At 48.0% G+C, this 17264-nt stretch carries 15 protein-coding genes and 1 tRNA gene; 12 read left to right on the top strand and 4 right to left on the bottom strand.

The features are described 5' to 3' along the window. Positions 1 to 79: 79 nt before the first annotated feature. Positions 80 to 2056: a TonB-dependent copper receptor gene (locus tag ACTHTA_RS07800; RefSeq protein WP_440364420.1), complete on the bottom strand. Its 1977-nt coding sequence runs from the start codon at positions 2054 to 2056 to the stop codon at positions 80 to 82. A gap of 429 nt (positions 2057 to 2485) precedes the next feature. On the opposite strand from ACTHTA_RS07800, the gene ACTHTA_RS07795 reads away from it, so the two are divergent. Together ACTHTA_RS07795 and ACTHTA_RS07790 are read left to right on the top strand one after the other, a co-directional pair. Next, a complete protein-coding gene (locus tag ACTHTA_RS07795) occupies positions 2486 to 3259 on the top strand; it encodes a FadR/GntR family transcriptional regulator (protein WP_308887809.1) in 774 nt (257 codons plus the stop codon). A 109-nt stretch (positions 3260 to 3368) separates the two neighbouring features. After that, entirely contained in the window at positions 3369 to 4562 is a 1194-nt protein-coding gene (locus ACTHTA_RS07790) for an amino acid aminotransferase (protein ID WP_308887810.1), read from the top strand. A gap of 91 nt (positions 4563 to 4653) precedes the next feature. Here ACTHTA_RS07790 and ACTHTA_RS07785 read toward each other — a convergent pair. Beyond that, a tRNA-Arg gene (locus ACTHTA_RS07785) sits at positions 4654 to 4729 on the bottom strand. A 285-nt stretch (positions 4730 to 5014) separates the two neighbouring features. On the opposite strand from ACTHTA_RS07785, the gene ACTHTA_RS07780 reads away from it, so the two are divergent. Continuing rightward, complete coding sequence (locus ACTHTA_RS07780) at positions 5015 to 5872, top strand: c-type cytochrome (protein WP_308887811.1); 858 nt, start codon at positions 5015 to 5017, stop codon at positions 5870 to 5872. A 199-nt stretch (positions 5873 to 6071) separates the two neighbouring features. Beyond that, a complete protein-coding gene (gene glmM, locus ACTHTA_RS07775) occupies positions 6072 to 7409 on the top strand; it encodes a phosphoglucosamine mutase (RefSeq protein ID WP_313971262.1) in 1338 nt (445 codons plus the stop codon). Between the two features lie 76 nt (positions 7410 to 7485). On the opposite strand, the gene lolA is transcribed toward glmM, so the two are convergent. Beyond that, positions 7486 to 8106, bottom strand: coding sequence for an outer membrane lipoprotein chaperone LolA (gene lolA, locus ACTHTA_RS07770; protein ID WP_313971261.1), 621 nt, complete (start codon positions 8104 to 8106; stop codon positions 7486 to 7488). Between the two features lie 289 nt (positions 8107 to 8395). Here lolA and ACTHTA_RS07765 point away from each other — a divergent pair, with 289 nt between their 5' ends. From ACTHTA_RS07765 to ACTHTA_RS07750, 4 genes are all read left to right on the top strand, one after another. Next, complete coding sequence (locus ACTHTA_RS07765) at positions 8396 to 9226, top strand: ferritin-like domain-containing protein (RefSeq protein ID WP_313971260.1); 831 nt, start codon at positions 8396 to 8398, stop codon at positions 9224 to 9226. Between the two features lie 15 nt (positions 9227 to 9241). Further along, positions 9242 to 10186: a cation diffusion facilitator family transporter gene (locus ACTHTA_RS07760; RefSeq protein WP_440364410.1), complete on the top strand. Its 945-nt coding sequence runs from the start codon at positions 9242 to 9244 to the stop codon at positions 10184 to 10186. Between the two features lie 69 nt (positions 10187 to 10255). After that, on the top strand, positions 10256 to 10906 hold the full coding sequence (locus ACTHTA_RS07755; RefSeq protein ID WP_440364409.1) for an HAD family hydrolase: 651 nt from the start codon (positions 10256 to 10258) through the stop codon (positions 10904 to 10906). 98 nt (positions 10907 to 11004) lie between these two features. Further along, positions 11005 to 12198 (top strand): amino acid aminotransferase, encoded by a 1194-nt coding sequence (locus ACTHTA_RS07750; RefSeq protein ID WP_308905030.1) that lies wholly within the window; start codon positions 11005 to 11007, stop codon positions 12196 to 12198. A 65-nt stretch (positions 12199 to 12263) separates the two neighbouring features. On the opposite strand, the gene ACTHTA_RS07745 is transcribed toward ACTHTA_RS07750, so the two are convergent. Next, on the bottom strand, positions 12264 to 12677 hold the full coding sequence (locus ACTHTA_RS07745; protein WP_308887817.1) for a YqaA family protein: 414 nt from the start codon (positions 12675 to 12677) through the stop codon (positions 12264 to 12266). Between the two features lie 272 nt (positions 12678 to 12949). Between ACTHTA_RS07745 and ACTHTA_RS07740 the strand changes: the two genes are divergently transcribed. The 4 genes from ACTHTA_RS07740 to nth all read left to right on the top strand — a co-directional run bounded on the left by ACTHTA_RS07740 (position 12950) and on the right by nth (position 17215). Beyond that, complete coding sequence (locus ACTHTA_RS07740) at positions 12950 to 14173, top strand: sugar MFS transporter (protein ID WP_308887818.1); 1224 nt, start codon at positions 12950 to 12952, stop codon at positions 14171 to 14173. Between the two features lie 92 nt (positions 14174 to 14265). Continuing rightward, complete coding sequence (locus ACTHTA_RS07735; protein ID WP_308887819.1) at positions 14266 to 14889, top strand: alpha/beta fold hydrolase; 624 nt, start codon at positions 14266 to 14268, stop codon at positions 14887 to 14889. Between the two features lie 180 nt (positions 14890 to 15069). Continuing rightward, positions 15070 to 16449, top strand: coding sequence for a Na+/H+ antiporter NhaC (nhaC, locus tag ACTHTA_RS07730; RefSeq protein ID WP_308887821.1), 1380 nt, complete (start codon positions 15070 to 15072; stop codon positions 16447 to 16449). Positions 16450 to 16585: 136 nt separating this feature from the next. Beyond that, positions 16586 to 17215, top strand: a complete 630-nt coding sequence (nth, locus tag ACTHTA_RS07725; protein WP_003685196.1) for an endonuclease III — start codon at positions 16586 to 16588, stop codon at positions 17213 to 17215. Positions 17216 to 17264 lie beyond the last annotated feature (49 nt).

The raw sequence follows: 17264 nt of genomic DNA, 5'->3' as shown, positions 1-17264 counted from the left end.
GTTTGTTTAAAAATATCATTAAAAAGTATCAAGGCCGTCTGAAAATTTTTCAGACGGCCTTTTTATATAGCGAGGTTGATTAGAACTTCGCTTGCAGTCTCAGCCATGCAGTACGGCCGGGTTCGTTCACGCGCATGGTTTGAGTACCGGCAGACGGGTCGCCACCACGGCTGACGAATTCAGCATAGGTTTTGTTGAATACGTTGTCCACGCCGCCTTGCAATGTGGCGTATTTGCTGAATTTCCAACCGGCGTTGAGCGAGAGTACGCCAAAGCCCGAAGAAGCGCCGATGTCTTGGCCGACGATATTGCCTTGGCCTTTGCTGTAACGGTTTTGTTTGGCCACGACGCGCCATAATGCGCCCGCGCTGAATTTGCCGTTGTCAAAGGCGAGGGTGTTGTTCCACTCGAGTGGCGGCGTTTGTGCCAAAGGTTTGCCGTCGGTACGGTTTTTGCCGTGGGTGTAGGCGAGGCTGGTGCCGACTTCCCAGTTAGGCGCAAATGTCCATTTGACTTCGGCTTCGCCGCCAAAGCGTGAAGCGTTGATGTTGCGCACGCCGAAATTCTTGCCTTGGCGCTCCATCATGATGAAGTCTTTGATGTCGCTGCCGAATACGGATACGGAAGCGTGGAGATTAGGACGTTTCCAGATTACACCTGCATCGATTTGTCGGTTTTGCTCTGCGCGGATGGCTTTGTTTTCAGATTGCAGGCGTTCCCAGTAGTCAGGTGCGCGTTCGGCAATACCGAAGCCGGCATAGTATTTCAGGCCGTTGTCCGTATTTCTTTCCCAGCGCAGGAATCCTGAGTTCAAATTGAATTTTTGATGTTTCAAAACGGGGGTGGTCACGCGTGCGGTATCGTAATGCGCTTTGACTTGGTCATGGCGCAAACCTGCTACCCAGCGTTGATTGTCGGTTTGCTGCCAAGAGGCTTCGGTGAAAATACCCCATTGTTTGAAACTTTGGTTGGGCATGTAAGGCTTGTGGCTGTAGCCGTCGCCACCACGCTCCATGCGTGCGACGTGGACGTCGTCCAGATAATCCAAACCGGTTTGCAGGTTGAGCTTGTCCCAGTCGAAAGTGGCTTTCAGACGGCCTGTATCGGTATTGCGTTTAGGGTTGTTGGCATTTTTAATCTGCTTGCCGGCACGGTCGTAGATGGTACGCAGGCTGTATGTGTCCATCATGTGGTCGATTTCGCTTTTACCGTAGCGCAGTTCCAACTCGCTGAACCATGGAGTGAGGTTGCGTTGGGTAAAGCGGATGTTCCACGCATCACGGTCGAATTTGCTGCCGTCCATCATGCGGTCGGCGTAGGCAACCTTGGCCCTGCTGCGCTCGTATGTACCGGCAATGGTGGTGTTTTCTGTCGGGGTAACACCCAGTTGCAACATTTGGCTGTCGCGTTTGAAGTTGGAATGAATGCGATTGCCGTCGCCGTCTTTGTAGTCGTCGGCTTCGTTATGGGAGATATTGGTGCGGACATAGCCGTATTTGCTGCCGAACTCGGCTTCCAGCGAGCCGTCAAGGCGGTCGTTGCTACCTGCTGTCAGAGTGGCGTTAATGTTATAAGGTTTTTCAGTAAAATCAGGATCTTTACGGATAAATTGCACCGAGCCGCTGACCAAGCCCATACCTTGGGTAACGGTTTGCGGGCCTTTAGTGACCACGACTTGATCAAATGAGTTTGGGTGGATATAGGCAGTCGGCGGATCCATGCGCATACCGCAACCGCCATAAATAAACTGGTCGTCGGCATTGACGGAGAGGCGCGAGCCGCCCAAGCCACGGAACAGCGGATCGCCCGAGCTGCCGCCTTTGCGGATGATGCTCATATTAGGCACGGATTGCAAAAGGTCTGCCCCGTCACCGGCAGGGAGGGGTTGCAAAGCAGCTTTGGGGTTGAAAGTAACGCGGTTGGCTTTTTCTTGTTGCGTGCCGGTAACGGTGACAGGGGAAAGGGTAACTGTTTCTTCAGGTACAGGGTCAGTGTCTGCCCATGCTTGGGATACGGCTAAGACGATAGGCAAGATAAGTAATGGTGGGTATTTCATGTGGTTTCTCTCTATTATTAAGCGTCATGTCGAGTAATACTTAAGTAGTATATACAAAGTTTAGTAAAATTAAAACATACTGTTTTTAACTTATATCAATATTTATCATTATTATCTGCATGTTTTGCTGGTTCGTGATTTGGTTATACCAGTGATGACAAAATCTGATTCTTTTTAAGTAGTTAATGAAAAATGCCAATATGGGTTTAAACTTGATTATTGGGAATTTCATTAATTTAATTATTTAACTGAAAGCAAGAAGATATTTGGTATAGAAAGCGTCATTTGCTTATGATTTTCTATTGATGTTGCGATTTGATAACATTTCTTGACGAAAAAATAGGGGATTGATTAGAATGGGCGGCCAATTGGTCAATCCAATTTATGGCCGTCTGAATAAAACTGTCCTTCAATCATCAGGAATACAACATGACGAAATTGGTTCGTCCGCAAAAAATCAGCGATCAGGTTTTATCCGTTTTGGAAGAACGTATCGCTACCGGCATTTATGAAGAAGGCAGTAAATTGCCTCCCGAACGTACGCTTGCGGAAGAATTCGGTGTATCGCGTCCGTCGGTCAGGGTGGCATTGAATATCTTGATTGCCAAGCAGGTTTTGGAAGCGCGGCAGGGCGATGGCTATTATGTTTCCGTCAAGCCGCAACAGGATTTTTTACAAAGCTGGCAGGAGTTGCTCGGCAAACATACCAATTGGGAAACAGACGTATTCGATTTTAGCTGTCATGTTGAAGGCTGTATGGCGGCGCTGGCTGCCGAAAGACGGACTGACGCCGATTTGAAACGCATTGACTTTTGGAGGCAGAAGTTTGAAACGGCTTGTGAAAGCGGAAATTTGGAGCATCAGGCCGAAGCAGACGTCAGCTTCCATCAAACCATTGCCGATGCTGCACACAATATCCTATTCAGCCACCTTTCCAGCAGCCTGCTCAAAATGCTTTATCAGCAAACACGCAGCGGCATTATCTATATCCATCAAACCGAAGACCCGCGCCCGACATTGATTGCCCAGCACCGCGCTATTTTTGAAGCCGTTGCCCAGGCCAAACCGGCAGAGGCTGCTGAAGCGGCCAAGCTGCATTTGAATTATGTCGCCCACCGCATTTTGCAGGACAGGGAATATCAAAGCCGCAGCGAGCATGCGGATGTATTGGCGCAAAATGATTTGAAACGGGTAGATTGGTAGCGTTTAAAAATAATCAGGCCGTCTGAATTTTTCAGACGGCCTGATTTTGCAAATAAGACCTTTTAGTGCCACAATCTTCATCATTCTGTCTGAAAACAAAGGAAGCACCATGTACCGTCATGTCGAGTATTATCCGGGTGACCCGATTTTGAGTTTGGTTGAAACCTTCAAGCGCGACGAGCGTCCTGAAAAAGTCAATTTGAGCATAGGCATTTATTTTGATGACGAAGGCAAAATGCCGGTTTTGGAATCTGTCCGCCGAGCAGAAGCAGAGCGTGCGGCCGTACCGCGACTATCGCCTTATCTGCCGATGGAAGGTTTGGACACTTATCGAGGCGCGGTTCAGCGTTTGTTGTTTGGCAAGGATAATCCGGCATTGGCAGAAGAGCGTGTTGCGACCGTACAGACTTTAGGCGGCTCGGGGGCGTTGAAAGTCGGTGCCGACTTTTTGCACCGGTGGTTCCCTGATGCAAAAGCCTATGTCAGCGATCCGACTTGGGACAATCATAAAGGCATTTTTGAAGGCGCAGGTTTTGAAGTGGGGACGTATCCTTATTACAACCCTGAAACCGTCGACGTGAAATTTGAAGAAATGACTGCGTTTTTCAAAACATTGCCGGAAAACAGCGTCTTGATTTTGCATCCATGTTGCCAAAACCCGACCGGCGTAGATATGTCGCAAGCGCAATGGGATGAAGTGTTGGACATCATCAAAACGCACAAGCTGATTCCGTTTATGGATATTGCCTATCAAGGTTTCGGCGAGGATTTGGACAGTGATGCCTATGCAATCCATAAAGCCGTCGAAATGGGCCTGCCTTTGTTTGTCAGCAACTCTTTCTCGAAAAACCTGTCGCTGTACGGCGAGCGCGTCGGTGGTTTGAGCGTAGTGTGTCCCAATAAGGAAGAAGCAGAGCTGGTGTTTGGACAGTTGAAATTTACCGTCCGCCGCATTTATTCCAGCCCCGCCGCACATGGTGCATATATTGCTTCTGATGTGATGAACAGCGATGATTTGCGCGCTTTGTGGGAAAACGAGGTTTACGCCATGCGCGACCGCATCCGTGCCATGCGTCAGAAACTTTATGATGTTTTGACGGCCAAAATCCCCAATCGCGATTTCAGCTATTTCATCAAACAGCGCGGCATGTTCAGCTATACAGGCCTGACCGTAGAGCAGGTACACCGCCTGCGTGACGAGTTTGCCGTTTATCTGCTTGATTCGGGCAGGATGTGTGTGGCCGGTTTGAATGCATCGAATATCGATTATGTGGCCGAGGCATTTGCCAAAGTGTTGCAATAGCCGTTCAATCTGAAATTGAATGTAGTTTTATTTGAAGTAAATCAAAAGGCCGTCTGAAAAATTTTCATCTTTCAGACGGCCTCTTTATAATTGGCGCACCCAACAGGGATCGAACCTGTGACCTCCAGCTTCGGAAACTGACACTCTTCCAACTGAGCTATGGGTGCGGAAGCCGTAAGGTTAACGCATATTGGCTCTATTGGCAAAGTTTATCTTGAAAGTGTCTGAAAGTGGCATTGGCGGTCACTTTTTTGCATGGCTGGAATAATCAATTAACTACAAAGGCTTATAGATTTCAGACGGCCTTTTTGAGGATTTTTGCGTATCTTTTTCTCAAGATGGATTGGAAAGCCTTTGCGAATTCAGTATAATCCAGCAAAATATTGTTAATTGCGTTTAACATATAAACTATAACTTACAGCACAACCTAACCTAACGGCGAGGCCTACCAAATGAAACAACTCCGCGACCACAAAGCCCAAGGCTCTGCATTGTTCACCCTTGTGAGCGGTATCGTTATTGTTATTGCAGTGATTTTCTTCCTGATCAAATTGGCGGGAAGCGGTTCATTCGGCGATGTTAACGAAACAACCGAAGCTGCGACTCAAACCCGTATCCAGCCAGTCGGCCAACTCAAACTGGGCGACGGCATCCCTGTCGGCGAACGTCAAGGCGACCAGATTTTCAACAAAATCTGTATCCAATGTCACGCGGCGGACAGCATTGTTCCTAATGCGCCTAAATTTGAAAACAAAGGCGATTGGGCTCCTCGTATCGCCCAAGGTTTTGATACTTTGTTCCAACACGCTTTGAACGGTTTCAACGCAATGCCTGCCAAAGGCGGTGCGGCTGATTTGACCGATCAAGAATTGAAACGCGTGATTACTTATATGGCCAACAAAGCCGGCGGTACTTTCCCTGATCCTGATGCTGCGGCTCCTGCCGATGCCGCTGCTTCCGGCGAAGCTGCTTCAGCTCCTGCTGCTGAGGGTGCGGCTCCTGCCGATGCTCCTAAAGCAGATGCTGCCAAAGCTGAAGACAAAGGCGCAGCTGCCGGCGGTGCAGACGGTAAAAAAGTTTACGAAGCCAACTGCCAAGCATGTCACGGTGGTGCGGTTCCCGGTATTCCTCATGTAGGCAAAAAAGAAGACTGGGCTCCTCGTATCAAACAAGGTAAAGATACCCTGCACAAACACGCACTCGAAGGCTTTAACGCCATGCCTGCCAAAGGCGGTAACGGCAGCCTGAGCGACGATGAAGTGAAAGCTGCAGTTGATTACATGGCTAATCAATCTGGTGCTAAATTCTAAAATTTGACTTTAAATCTCGAATAGAAAGCGCATTCTGCATAGGATGCGCTTTTTTCGTGCAGGAAGGCCTGATCTTGCTATAATACGTAAGTAGTAGATTATGGTTTGTCTGAAAGATTCAGACGGCCTTCAAACACAATATTCTTTTAAAGAAGTTCAACCATATTCACATACGACAAAACAATCACGGAGTTATCTCATGGCAAAAAAATATTTCGGTACTGACGGTGTTCGCGGCGAAGTCGGTCAATTCCCTATCAATCCTGATTTTGTCTTGAAATTGGGTTATGCGGCAGGTCAGGTTTTGGTACAGCATGAAGGTGAAATTAAACCGACCGTATTAATCGGTAAAGACACGCGTATTTCAGGCTATATGCTGGAAGCCGCGCTGATTGCCGGCTTTACTGCCGCCGGTGTCAATGTTATTCAAACCGGCCCTCTGCCAACCCCGGGCGTAGCGTATCTGACCCGCGCTTTGCGTTTGTCTGCCGGTGTGATGATTTCTGCTTCCCATAACGTTTATTCCGACAACGGCATTAAATTCTTTGCTGAAGGCGGTGTGAAGCTGAGCGATGAAATCGAGTTGGAAATCGAAGCCAAAATCGATGAAGAAATGAAAACCCAGCCGTCCGGCCGTTTGGGCCGCGCGCGCCGGATTAATGGTGCGGATGACCGCTATATCGAGTTCTGTAAATCCACTTTCCCAAGCCATTTGGACTTGCGCGGTCTGAAATTAGTGGTCGATACCGCCAATGGTGCAGGCTATGCAGTTGCGCCTAAAGTATTCCACGAATTGGGTGCGCAAGTAGTCAGTATCGGTGATGAGCCAAACGGCTACAACATCAATGAGAAATGTGGTGCAACCCATCCGAAAGCTTTGCAAGCGGCTGTGTTGCAAAATGAAGCCGATTACGGCATTGCCTTGGATGGCGATGGCGACCGTTTGATGATGGTTGACCGCAATGGCAAAGTGTATGACGGCGACAGCCTGATTTATGTGATTGCCAAAGCACGCGCGCACGAAGGTGTGGAAATCGGCGGCGTGGTGGGTACAGTGATGACCAATATGGCGATGGAAATTGCTTTGAAAGAGCAGGGCGTTGATTTCTGCCGCGCCAAAGTGGGCGACCGCTATGTGTTGGAACAGCTCCATCAACGCGGTTGGCTGGTTGGCGGCGAAGCCAGCGGCCATATTTTGTGCATGGACAAACACAATACCGGCGACGGCATCATTTCCGCGCTGCAAGTCTTGGCGGCATTGCAAACCTTGAATCAAGACCTTGCCACCGTTTGCGCCGATTGGCAGCCGTATCCGCAAACCATGATTAACGTCCGCATCAAAAAAGGCCAAAACTGGCAGGATGCTTCCAAAGAGGCTTTGGCTGAAGTGGAAAAAGAACTCGAAGGCAAAGGCCGCGTGGTCTTGCGTGCTTCCGGTACCGAGCCTGTCGTGCGTGTGATGGTGGAAGCCAAGCAGGCAGACTGGGCGAAAAAAGGCGCAGAAAAAATTGCCGCTGCCATTCAAGGTCAAAAGTAACAGTGTGTTTGATGTTGAATTGAACTAAATAAAAGGCCGTCTGTTGTTCAGACGGCCTTTGTGTTTTATTAGAAGCTTAGTTGCTCAAGACATCAACGCCTTTAGGAGGAGTGAATTTGAACATACCGCTGGAAAGGTTAGGCTTGGTGTTCAAACCGCTGAAGCTGATGCTGGTTTGGTTGCCGAAGCTGTCTTTCAGCTGCATGGCGGCGAGGTTTTCGCCTTTAAAGCCGATGCGGATGTATTGATAGCCGGCGTTGTTTTTCTTAGGCGTAGCCAAAACATAGTCGATACCGTTGGCAGAACCATCTTCTTTCAGCGTGTAGCTGCTGTCCAATGCTGTTTTGTTGGAGAGGATGGCGGCAGGGCTGTCGCCGATGGTTTGGTCTTGTGAGGACTTGGTTACTTGCGCCAAATCTACGTCATAGAGCCAAATGGTTTTGCCGTCGCCAACGATGGTTTGTTTGTAGGGTTTGGTGTATTCCCATTTGAACAAGCCCGGGCGCAGGATTTTGAATGTACCGTGTGTGGTTTGGGTTTTCTTTTTGCTGTGAACGGTTTGGCTGAAGTTGCCGCTGATACCGTCGGCGTCATTATTGAATTTTTTCAGGGCGTCCACTGCGCCGGCTTGTGCAAAGCCGATGGCTGAAGAAAGCAGCGCGGCAGTAGTCAGGGTGAACAGTCGGGTAGTTTTCATGTTTTGGTTCCTTGTTCGGAGAGATGGGTTCAGTATAGACGTTATGGTGTAACAGGCAAGGGGCTGAATGGAGGGTTTAATTTGTGTAAATATGAAAAATCCAATCAAGTGACTGAAATAATTTCATTTCTTCAGACGGCCTGCATTTGGTTTTGACGTTTTTTTAATGAAACGAGCAAGGGTTTGGTGTGGTATTTAATGTCATTTTACGGAAAGCATGAAATTATAGTCTTTCTGTTTGCTTTTTAAAACGGTTATAATATTTATCTTTTTAAAACAATGGTTTTGTATGTATCTGAATCCTTATCCTTTATTGGAACAGGCTTTGCTGTCGGACAATCCGGATGAAAAAGGAAGATTGACGCAGGCCTTGTTTGCGCAGTTGGGCGAGGCGGAAGGTTTGACGGTTGATGAGTCGAAACCCGTGGATTGCCGTTTTGCCGGACATCCGTTGCGTCCGCGTTTGGTTGCGCCTTCGGAAGTTACGCCGCGCAAGATGAATACGGTCGAAGGCTATGCGGCCATGTTGCATGCGATTGCGCACATTGAATTTAATGCGATTAATCTGGCTTTGGATGCAGCGTATCGTTTTCGCAATATGCCGTTTCAGTTTGTACGCGATTGGGTAAGTGTGGCGAAAGAAGAAGTGTTTCACTTCGGCTTGATGCGTGGCCGTCTGAACAGCTTGGGCTACGATTACGGCGATTTTGAAGCGCATGGGCATTTGTGGGATATGGCGTATAAAACCGCTTACGATCCCCTGTTGCGCATGGCTTTGGTGCCGCGGGTATTGGAAGCGCGCGGTTTGGATGTTACGCCGGGTATTCGTGCAAAAGTGGCGCAGCGTGGCGATGTAGAAACCTGCGATGTGTTGGATATTATTTATCGCGATGAAGTGGGGCATGTCGCCATCGGCAATCATTGGTATCAGCATCTTTGCCGTGAACGCGGTTTGGAACCGGTTGCCTTGTTCCGCAGCCTGATTGCGCATTACGATATGTTTATCTTCCGCGGCTACGTCAATATCGAAGCACGGGAACGTGCTGGATTCAGCCGTTTCGAGCTGGATATGTTGGAAGATTTTGAGAAAAGTTTGAAACAGGATAAAAAGGCCGTCTGAAACGGTAAAATCATCATGGCACATCATCACGATCATTCGCACGCGCATACGCATACCGCCAATAAGCAGGTATTGCGTATTTCCTTTTTCATCATTGCCGGATTTATGCTGGTTGAGGCGGTCGGCGGTTGGCTGACCAACTCTTTGGCCCTGCTTTCCGATGCGGGGCATATGTTCAGCGATGCGTTTTCGCTGGGTGTGGCATTGTGGGCATTCAAACTGGGCGAGAAACAGACCACGCTGCAAAAGACATTCGGTTACAAGCGTTTTGAAATTTTGACAGCGATGTTTAACGGATTGTCGCTGGTGTTGATTGCGGCGATGATTTTTTATGAAGCAGTCAAACGATTGTTTTATCCGCCGGAAATTTTGACGGGCGGTATGCTGGTGGTCAGTATCATCGGTTTGCTGGTCAATATCGGCGTGGCCGTTTATATGTTGAAGAATGGTGATACTGAAGAAAACGTCAATATGCGCGGCGCGTATCTGCATGTAATCAGCGATTTGTTCGGCTCGATAGGGGCGATTGTTGCAGCAGTGCTGATAATGGCGTATGGCTGGCAATGGGCGGATACGGTTGCCAGCGTATTGGTGGCGGCTTTGGTAGGGCGCAGCGGCTGGAAGCTGTTTAAACAGACTTTGCACATTTTGATGGAGGGCGCGCCGGAAAACATCCATACCGATGAGTTGCTCAGCGTTATCCGTAATACGGAAGGCGTAAAATCCGTTCACGACTTGCATGTTTGGACGATTACCAGCAATATCCACGTTTTGTCCTGCCATATTGTTGTCGATGGCAACATGACGGTTGCAGAGTCCGAACAAATCGCCTACCGCATCGAACATGAATTGGCGCATCACAACATCGGGCATTGTACGATTCAGATTGAAAGCGAACAGCATCCGCATAAAGATGAAGTTTTGTGTTCTCAGGAAATGCACGAACACCATCACCATTAACCATATTCAGGCCGTCTGAAACTTGTTGGATTGTTCAGACGGCCTTCTAAAATCATCAAAGGAACACTTATGACCCAAGCCGTATTATTCGACCTAGACGGCACGCTTGCCGATACCGCACTTGATTTGGGTGGCGCACTCAACACGGTATTGCGCCGACACGGTTTGCCGGAAAAAAGCATGGATGAAATCCGTCCGCAGGCCAGCCACGGTGCAAGCGGTTTGCTCAAACTGGGTGCAGGCATTACGCCCGAGCATCCGGACTATATGCAATGGCGCAAAGAGTTTTTGGACGAATACAGCCGCTGCTATGCCGACCAAACCATCTTGTTCGACGGCGTAAACGAAATGCTAGAAGCCTTAATTCAACGCGGTATCCAATGGGGCATTATCACCAACAAGCCTATGCGTTTTACCGATGTCCTCGTGCCTAAGCTCGGGTTTACCGTACCTCCCGCCGTGATTGTCAGCGGCGATACTTGCGATGAACCCAAGCCCAGCGTGAAGCCTATGTTTTATGCGTGCGAACAGATTGGAGTTGAGGCGCAGCGATGTTTTTATGTCGGTGATGCAGAGCGCGATATGCAGGCAGGCAAGAATGCAGGCATGACGACCGTGCTTGCCGATTGGGGCTATATTTCTGCCGAAGACCAAACTGAAAACTGGCTTGCCGATTTCCGTATTGCCACGCCTTTGGATTTGTTGGCAATCTTGCGTTAAAACCTTGTAATAATCCGTTTTCAGACGGTCTGAAACGGCGTAAAATTATACAAATTTGTATTTTTTCAACCGTTTTACTACTTGTAAAGAGAAAAATCATGTTCTTCAAGCATATCGAAGCAGCTCCTGCTGATCCGATTTTAGGTTTGGGCGAAGCGTTTAAAGCCGAAACCCGTCCCGAAAAAGTCAATCTCGGCATCGGCGTGTACAAAGACGCATCCGGCGCAACGCCTATTGTCAAAGCCGTCAAAGAGGCTGAAAAACGCCTGTTGGAAAGCGAGACAACTAAAAATTACCTCACCATCGACGGCGTTGCCGATTACAACGAGCAAACCCAAATCCTGCTGTTTGGCAAAGACCACGAAATCATTGCCAGCCGTCGCGCCAAAACAGCGCAAAGCCTTGGCGGTACAGGCGCATTGCGTATTGCAGCCGAATTTGTCAAACGCCAGTTGAACGCGCAAACCATCTGGATTTCCAATCCGACTTGGCCAAACCACAACGCCATCGCCAAAGCAGTCGGTATCCAAGACAAACCATATCGTTATTACGATGCCGCCAAACACGGTTTGGATTGGGACGGCATGATTGAAGACTTGGGCCAAGCGCAAAAAGGCGACATCGTCCTGCTGCACGGCTGCTGCCACAACCCTACCGGCATCGACCCTACGCCCGAACAATGGGAAACTTTGGCAAAACTTTCTGCCGAAAAAGGCTGGTTGCCACTGTTTGACTTTGCCTACCAAGGCTTCGGCAACGGTTTGGAAGAAGATGCCTACGGCTTGCGCGTATTCTTGAAATACAATAAAGAATTGCTGATTGCCAGCTCTTATTCCAAAAACTTCGGTATGTACAATGAGCGCGTCGGCGCGTTCACTTTGGTGGCCGAAGACGAAGCAACCGCAGCCCGCGCCCACAGCCAAGTCAAAACCATCATCCGTACCTTGTATTCCAACCCGGCTTCACATGGTGCGAACACCATTGCGCTGGTGTTGAAAAATGATGATTTGAAAGCACAATGGATTGCCGAACTTGATGAAATGCGCGGCCGCATCAAAGCCATGCGCCAAAAATTTGTCGAGTTGCTCAAAGCCAAAGGTGCTAGCCAAGACTTTGATTTCATTATCGAACAAAACGGTATGTTCTCTTTCAGCGGCTTGACTCCCGAACAAGTTGACCGTTTGAAAAACGAGTTTGCCATTTATGCCGTCCGTTCCGGCCGCATTAACGTTGCCGGCATTACCGATGACAACATCGATTATTTGTGCGAGAGCATTGTGAAAGTCTTGTAATTGTCGAATTAAAGGCAAAGGCCGTCTGAATCATTCAGACGGCCTTTATTTTTGGTTGTCGAAGCTTATACGGCAACTGTGTTCATCCCCCAATAAATCATGGCATAGCGCAGCAGTTTGCCTGTAATCAGAATGATGGCGCAATGCAAAGCATTGAGCCTGAGCCAGCCTGCGGCAAGGGGGAGGGCATCGCCGATAATCGGCAGCCATGCAAACAATAGCGGCCAAATCCCCCATCTTTGTATACGTGCCAATACTTTTTCAGACGGCCTTTTCTTGGCCGGAAACATTCTGCCCATGTAATACGAAACCATACTGCCCAAGCCATTCGCCAAACCGGCACACAAACATCCGCCGAGGGCATGTTGCGGATATTGGTACACAAATGCGGCGTATGCCGCCTCGGATGTGCCTGGAAGTAGTGTGGCTGAAGTGAAAGCAGAAGCAATCAAGGCAAGGTAAGCGTAAAGAAGGGGCATGTTTTGAGTTGCATCAAGTGATATTGTAAAAAAGAAACAGCAGGATTTAAAAGGAGATTATGCCTATATTTTTCAAAACATCAAAATATAAAACTAATATTATTAGTTGTTTTAAAATTAAACGGCTTAAAGGTGATGTAGTCAGATGTCGGAAAATAGTTTTCAAGGTGATGAAATATCAGTATGATACTATTGGCTGTTAATGAGTGTTAAGTTTAATGAACTGCTTTAAGCTCATTTTTGGCGAGTCTTAACAAAACGAAAGGCAAATTATGTCTGCGCATTCACAACAAAATCATACTCCTGCGCTGGTCGTCTTGACCACACTCTTCTTCATGATGGGTTTCATTACCTGCATGAACGATATTTTGATTCCGCATCTGAAAGATATTTTCGAGCTGACTTATGTTCAGGCGATGCTGATTCAGTTCTGCTTCTTTACCGCTTACGCAATTATGTCGATTCCTATGGGTTATTTTGTCGGCAAAATCGGCTATAAAAACGGTGTAATTGGCGGTTTCGTATTGACTGCCATCGGCTGTCTGTTGTTCTATCCTGCCGCCGGCAGCCATTCTTATCCTACTTTCTTGGGTGCGCTGTTTATTTTGGCTTCAGGTGTAACGCTGTTGCAAGTGGCGGGTAACCCTTATGTAACCCTGTTGTCTAAACCAGGTAAAGAATCTGCAACACTGACTTTGGTTCAGGCATTCAACTCTTTGGGTACGACCATTGCTCCGCAAATTGGCGCCTTCCTGATTTTGGCTGATGCGACACAAACTGTCAGCAAAGCCGAGCAAATTTCTTCTGTTCAAATTCCATATTTAGGTTTGGCCGGTTTGCTGATTATTTTGGCTGTGTTCGTCAAAATGATTCGTCTGCCTGACGCAAACAAAATTGCTGAAGAAGAGAGCGAACACAACCATGATGGCAAACACAGCGTATGGCAATACCGTCATTTGGTTTTTGGTGTGGCCGGTATTTTCTGTTACGTTGGTGCAGAAGTATCTATCGGTTCTTTGTTGGTCAACGTGTTGGGTTACCTGAAAGGTATGGACCACTCGTCTGCCGCAAAATATCTGTCGTTCTACTGGGGCGGCGCGATGGTTGGCCGCTTCTTAGGCTCTGCCATCATGGCGAAAATTGCGCCTAACCGCTATTTGGCATTCAATGCTACCGCTGCTGTTGCCCTGTTGGGCGTTGCTATGTTGGCAGGTAAAGCCAGTGCTGATATTGCGATGTGGGCATTGTTGGCTATCGGCTTCTTCAATTCCATCATGTTCCCAACGATTTTCTCTTTGGCAACCAAAGGTCTGGGCCGATTTACCAGCAGCGCTTCCGGCGTATTGTGTACTGCGATTGTCGGCGGTGCGATTGTGCCTGTGGTACAAGGTTGGGTAGCGGATACTTACGGCCTGATGATTTCTTTCGTTGTATCAGCGATTTGTTACGTATACATTGTCTTCTTTGCTATAAAAGGCTACAAAGCTGACGAATAATTCATCATGATAAAAGGCCGTCTGAAACCCTATGGGATTTCAGACGGCCTTTTTACTTTGTGGCATAATGATTTAAATGACAGGAGGAAAAAATGGCCAAAATCATTTTGCTGCATGGCTTGCACATGCATTCATGGGTAATGAAACCGCTGGCGCATTTGCTGGAACAAGAAGGTTTTGAAGTTGCGCTGTTCGATTATTACAGTGTTTTACATTCGATAAACCGACATGTCAAAGATTTGTCGCGATGGATTGATGAGAACCATGCTGATGAAACGCTGCACTTTGTCGGCCATAGTTTGGGCGGGTTGGTCTTACGCAATTTTGCAGCAGCATATCCGGATAAAGTCAGCGGCCGTATCGTTACCATGGGTACGCCGCACCAAGGCAGCCGTGCCGCGCAGCGTGTGTTCAACATGGGTTTGCAAAAGCCGGTATTGGGCGGCTCGTATAAAGGCGCATTGGACGGCAGTATGCCTGAATTGCCCGAGGGTGTTGAGTTGGGCAGTGTCGCCGGCAATAAACCGTATGGACTGGGCCGTGTTTTAGGTTTGCATGGCGAACATGATGGTACGGTTTTGGTCAGCGAAACGCATTGTCCGAATATGCGTGATCATGTCGTTTTGCCTGTCAGCCATAGCGGTATGCTGTTTAACCGTAAAACGGTCGAGCAAGTGGTGGCATTTTTGCATGACGGACGTTTCAAAAAGCAATAAAATTTCATTTATTTCTATTTAAAAATATTTAATTTTAATAATTCGATATATTTTAAAGAAAGTGTCGCAGTTTTACTGAAGCTGTTTTTATAAAATAACAGGCAGGCCGTCTGAAAATCGGGTTTCAGACGGCCTGTTATGCTAAAATCTGTTAAATACTTATTAAAAAGGCAAAGAACAATGTTTGCTTTCAAATCCTTACTGAATATGCCGCGTTTTGAGGCCATCGCTGTGGCCTTGGCTTTGGTGGCGGCAATAGGTTATACGATTATTTCGCTTGAATGGCTGCCGCATATGTCGATTGTGACGGCGATTGTGGTCTTGCTGTTGTACGGTTTGATGCGCGGCTTGAAATATCAAGACATGCAAAACGGTATGATAGGCGCGGTCGGGCAGGGTATGGGCGCGATTTATCTGTTTTTCTTTATCGGCCTGATGGTCAGCGCGCTGATGATGAGCGGTGCGATTCCGACGTTGATGTATTACGGTTTCGGATTGATTTCGCCGACTTATTTTTATTTCTCGGCGTTTGCGCTCTGCTCGATCATCGGTATTTCCATCGGCAGCAGTTTGACGACTTGTGCGACTGTCGGCGTGGCATTTATAGGTATGGCGGCTGCGTTTCATGCCGATATGGCGATGACGGCAGGCGCGATTGTGTCGGGTGCGTTCTTTGGCGATAAAATGTCGCCGCTTTCCGATACGACCGGTATTTCCGCTTCGATTGTCGGCATTGATTTGTTCGAACACATCAAAAACATGATGTACACCACTGTGCCTGCGTGGTTGATCAGTGCGGCGTTGATGTTGTGGCTCTTGCCCAATGTTGCTGCGCATGACATGAACAGCGTCGAAGCTTTCCGCGCACAATTGGAGGCAACCGGTTTGGTGCATGCCTATTCGCTGATTCCGTTTGCCTTGCTGGTTATCCTCGCCCTGATGCGCGTGAATGCCATTGTGGCCATGTTGTTTACCGTTATAGTGGCACTGATTGTGACTTACTTCCACAGTACGCCTGATTTGAAACAGCTGGGCGCGTGGTTTTACAGCGGATACAAACTCGAAGGAGAAGCATTTAAAGACATTGCCCGTTTGATTTCTCGCGGCGGCTTGGAAAGCATGTTCTTTACGCAAACCATCGTGATACTCGGCATGAGTTTGGGCGGACTGTTGTTCAGCATTGGTGTGATTCCGTCTTTGCTGGAAGCCATTCGTGCGTTCCTGACCAATGCCGGACGCGCTACTTTCAGCGTGGCCATGACATCGGTCGGCGTCAACTTCCTGATTGGCGAACAATATTTAAGTATCCTGCTTTCCGGCGAAACCTTTAAGCCGGTATATGACAAACTCGGCCTGCATTCGCGCAACCTTGCCCGTACGCTGGAAGATGCGGGTACGGTCATCAACCCGTTGGTGCCTTGGAGCGTCTGCGGCGTATTCATCAGCCATGCCTTGGGTGTGCCTGTTTGGGAATACCTGCCTTATGCCTTCTTCTGCTACTTGAGTTTGGCTCTGACGCTGGTGTTTGGCTGGACAGGGCTGACTTTGAGTAAGAAGTAAACCGCATTTAAAATAGCAATGCTTTTATCAAACAAGGCCATCTGAAAACAATTTCAGACGGCCTTATTTACTTGAAGTAGCCGTATCAGCATGATTTCACTATAATTGCTGCGCCAATAAGAAAATAATCTAAACAATGAACAAACAAATCCGCCAAGAAATTTTCGAGCGTTTCCGCGCTGCTAATCCTCATCCGACTACCGAGTTAAATTTTAGCTCGCCGTTTGAGCTGCTTATCGCCGTTTTATTGTCCGCTCAGGCAACTGATGTCGGTGTGAACAAAGCGACTGCCAAGCTCTTTCCCGTTGCCAATACGCCACAAGCCATGTTGGATTTGGGGCTGGACGGCGTAATGGAATACACCAAAACCATAGGCCTCTACAAAACCAAATCCAAGCACATCATGCAAACTTGCCGTATTTTGCTGGAGAAATACAACGGCGAAGTACCTGCTGACCGCGAGGCTTTGGAATCTTTGCCCGGTGTTGGCCGTAAAACAGCCAATGTGGTGCTGAATACTGCATTCGGGCAACCTGTTATGGCGGTCGATACCCATATTTTCCGTGTCTCCAACCGTACTAAAATTGCTCCGGGCAAGGATGTGCGCGAGGTTGAAGACAAGTTGATGCGCTTTATTCCCAAAGAATTTTTGATGGATGCCCATCACTGGTTGATTTTGCATGGCCGCTATACGTGTAAGGCTTTGAAACCGCAATGCAGCAAATGCCTGATTAACGATTTGTGCGAATATCCGGCAAAAATGTAAATAAAAACATAAAAAAGGCCGTCTGAATTTCAGACGGCCTTTGATTTGG

It is taken from the genome of Neisseria sp. P0013.S005 (assembly GCF_051958425.1).
GTDB classification, from domain to species: domain Bacteria; phylum Pseudomonadota; class Gammaproteobacteria; order Burkholderiales; family Neisseriaceae; genus Neisseria; species Neisseria subflava.
Note: the sequence above shows the minus strand (reverse complement) of the source record. Positions and strands in the feature narration are given on the sequence as shown.

Coding starts and splice junctions, on each gene's coding strand:
- lolA (WP_313971261.1), bottom strand. CDS start 8,106: ATGAAAACTACCCGACTGTTCACCCTGACTACTGCCGCGCTGCTTTCT.
- ACTHTA_RS07735 (WP_308887819.1), top strand. CDS start 14,266: ATGGCCAAAATCATTTTGCTGCATGGCTTGCACATGCATTCATGGGTA.
- ACTHTA_RS07765 (WP_313971260.1), top strand. CDS start 8,396: ATGTATCTGAATCCTTATCCTTTATTGGAACAGGCTTTGCTGTCGGAC.
- ACTHTA_RS07745 (WP_308887817.1), bottom strand. CDS start 12,677: ATGCCCCTTCTTTACGCTTACCTTGCCTTGATTGCTTCTGCTTTCACT.
- ACTHTA_RS07795 (WP_308887809.1), top strand. CDS start 2,486: ATGACGAAATTGGTTCGTCCGCAAAAAATCAGCGATCAGGTTTTATCC.
- ACTHTA_RS07740 (WP_308887818.1), top strand. CDS start 12,950: ATGTCTGCGCATTCACAACAAAATCATACTCCTGCGCTGGTCGTCTTG.
- ACTHTA_RS07750 (WP_308905030.1), top strand. CDS start 11,005: ATGTTCTTCAAGCATATCGAAGCAGCTCCTGCTGATCCGATTTTAGGT.
- ACTHTA_RS07780 (WP_308887811.1), top strand. CDS start 5,015: ATGAAACAACTCCGCGACCACAAAGCCCAAGGCTCTGCATTGTTCACC.
- ACTHTA_RS07790 (WP_308887810.1), top strand. CDS start 3,369: ATGTACCGTCATGTCGAGTATTATCCGGGTGACCCGATTTTGAGTTTG.
- ACTHTA_RS07800 (WP_440364420.1), bottom strand. CDS start 2,056: ATGAAATACCCACCATTACTTATCTTGCCTATCGTCTTAGCCGTATCC.
- nth (WP_003685196.1), top strand. CDS start 16,586: ATGAACAAACAAATCCGCCAAGAAATTTTCGAGCGTTTCCGCGCTGCT.
- glmM (WP_313971262.1), top strand. CDS start 6,072: ATGGCAAAAAAATATTTCGGTACTGACGGTGTTCGCGGCGAAGTCGGT.
- ACTHTA_RS07755 (WP_440364409.1), top strand. CDS start 10,256: ATGACCCAAGCCGTATTATTCGACCTAGACGGCACGCTTGCCGATACC.
- ACTHTA_RS07760 (WP_440364410.1), top strand. CDS start 9,242: ATGGCACATCATCACGATCATTCGCACGCGCATACGCATACCGCCAAT.
- nhaC (WP_308887821.1), top strand. CDS start 15,070: ATGTTTGCTTTCAAATCCTTACTGAATATGCCGCGTTTTGAGGCCATC.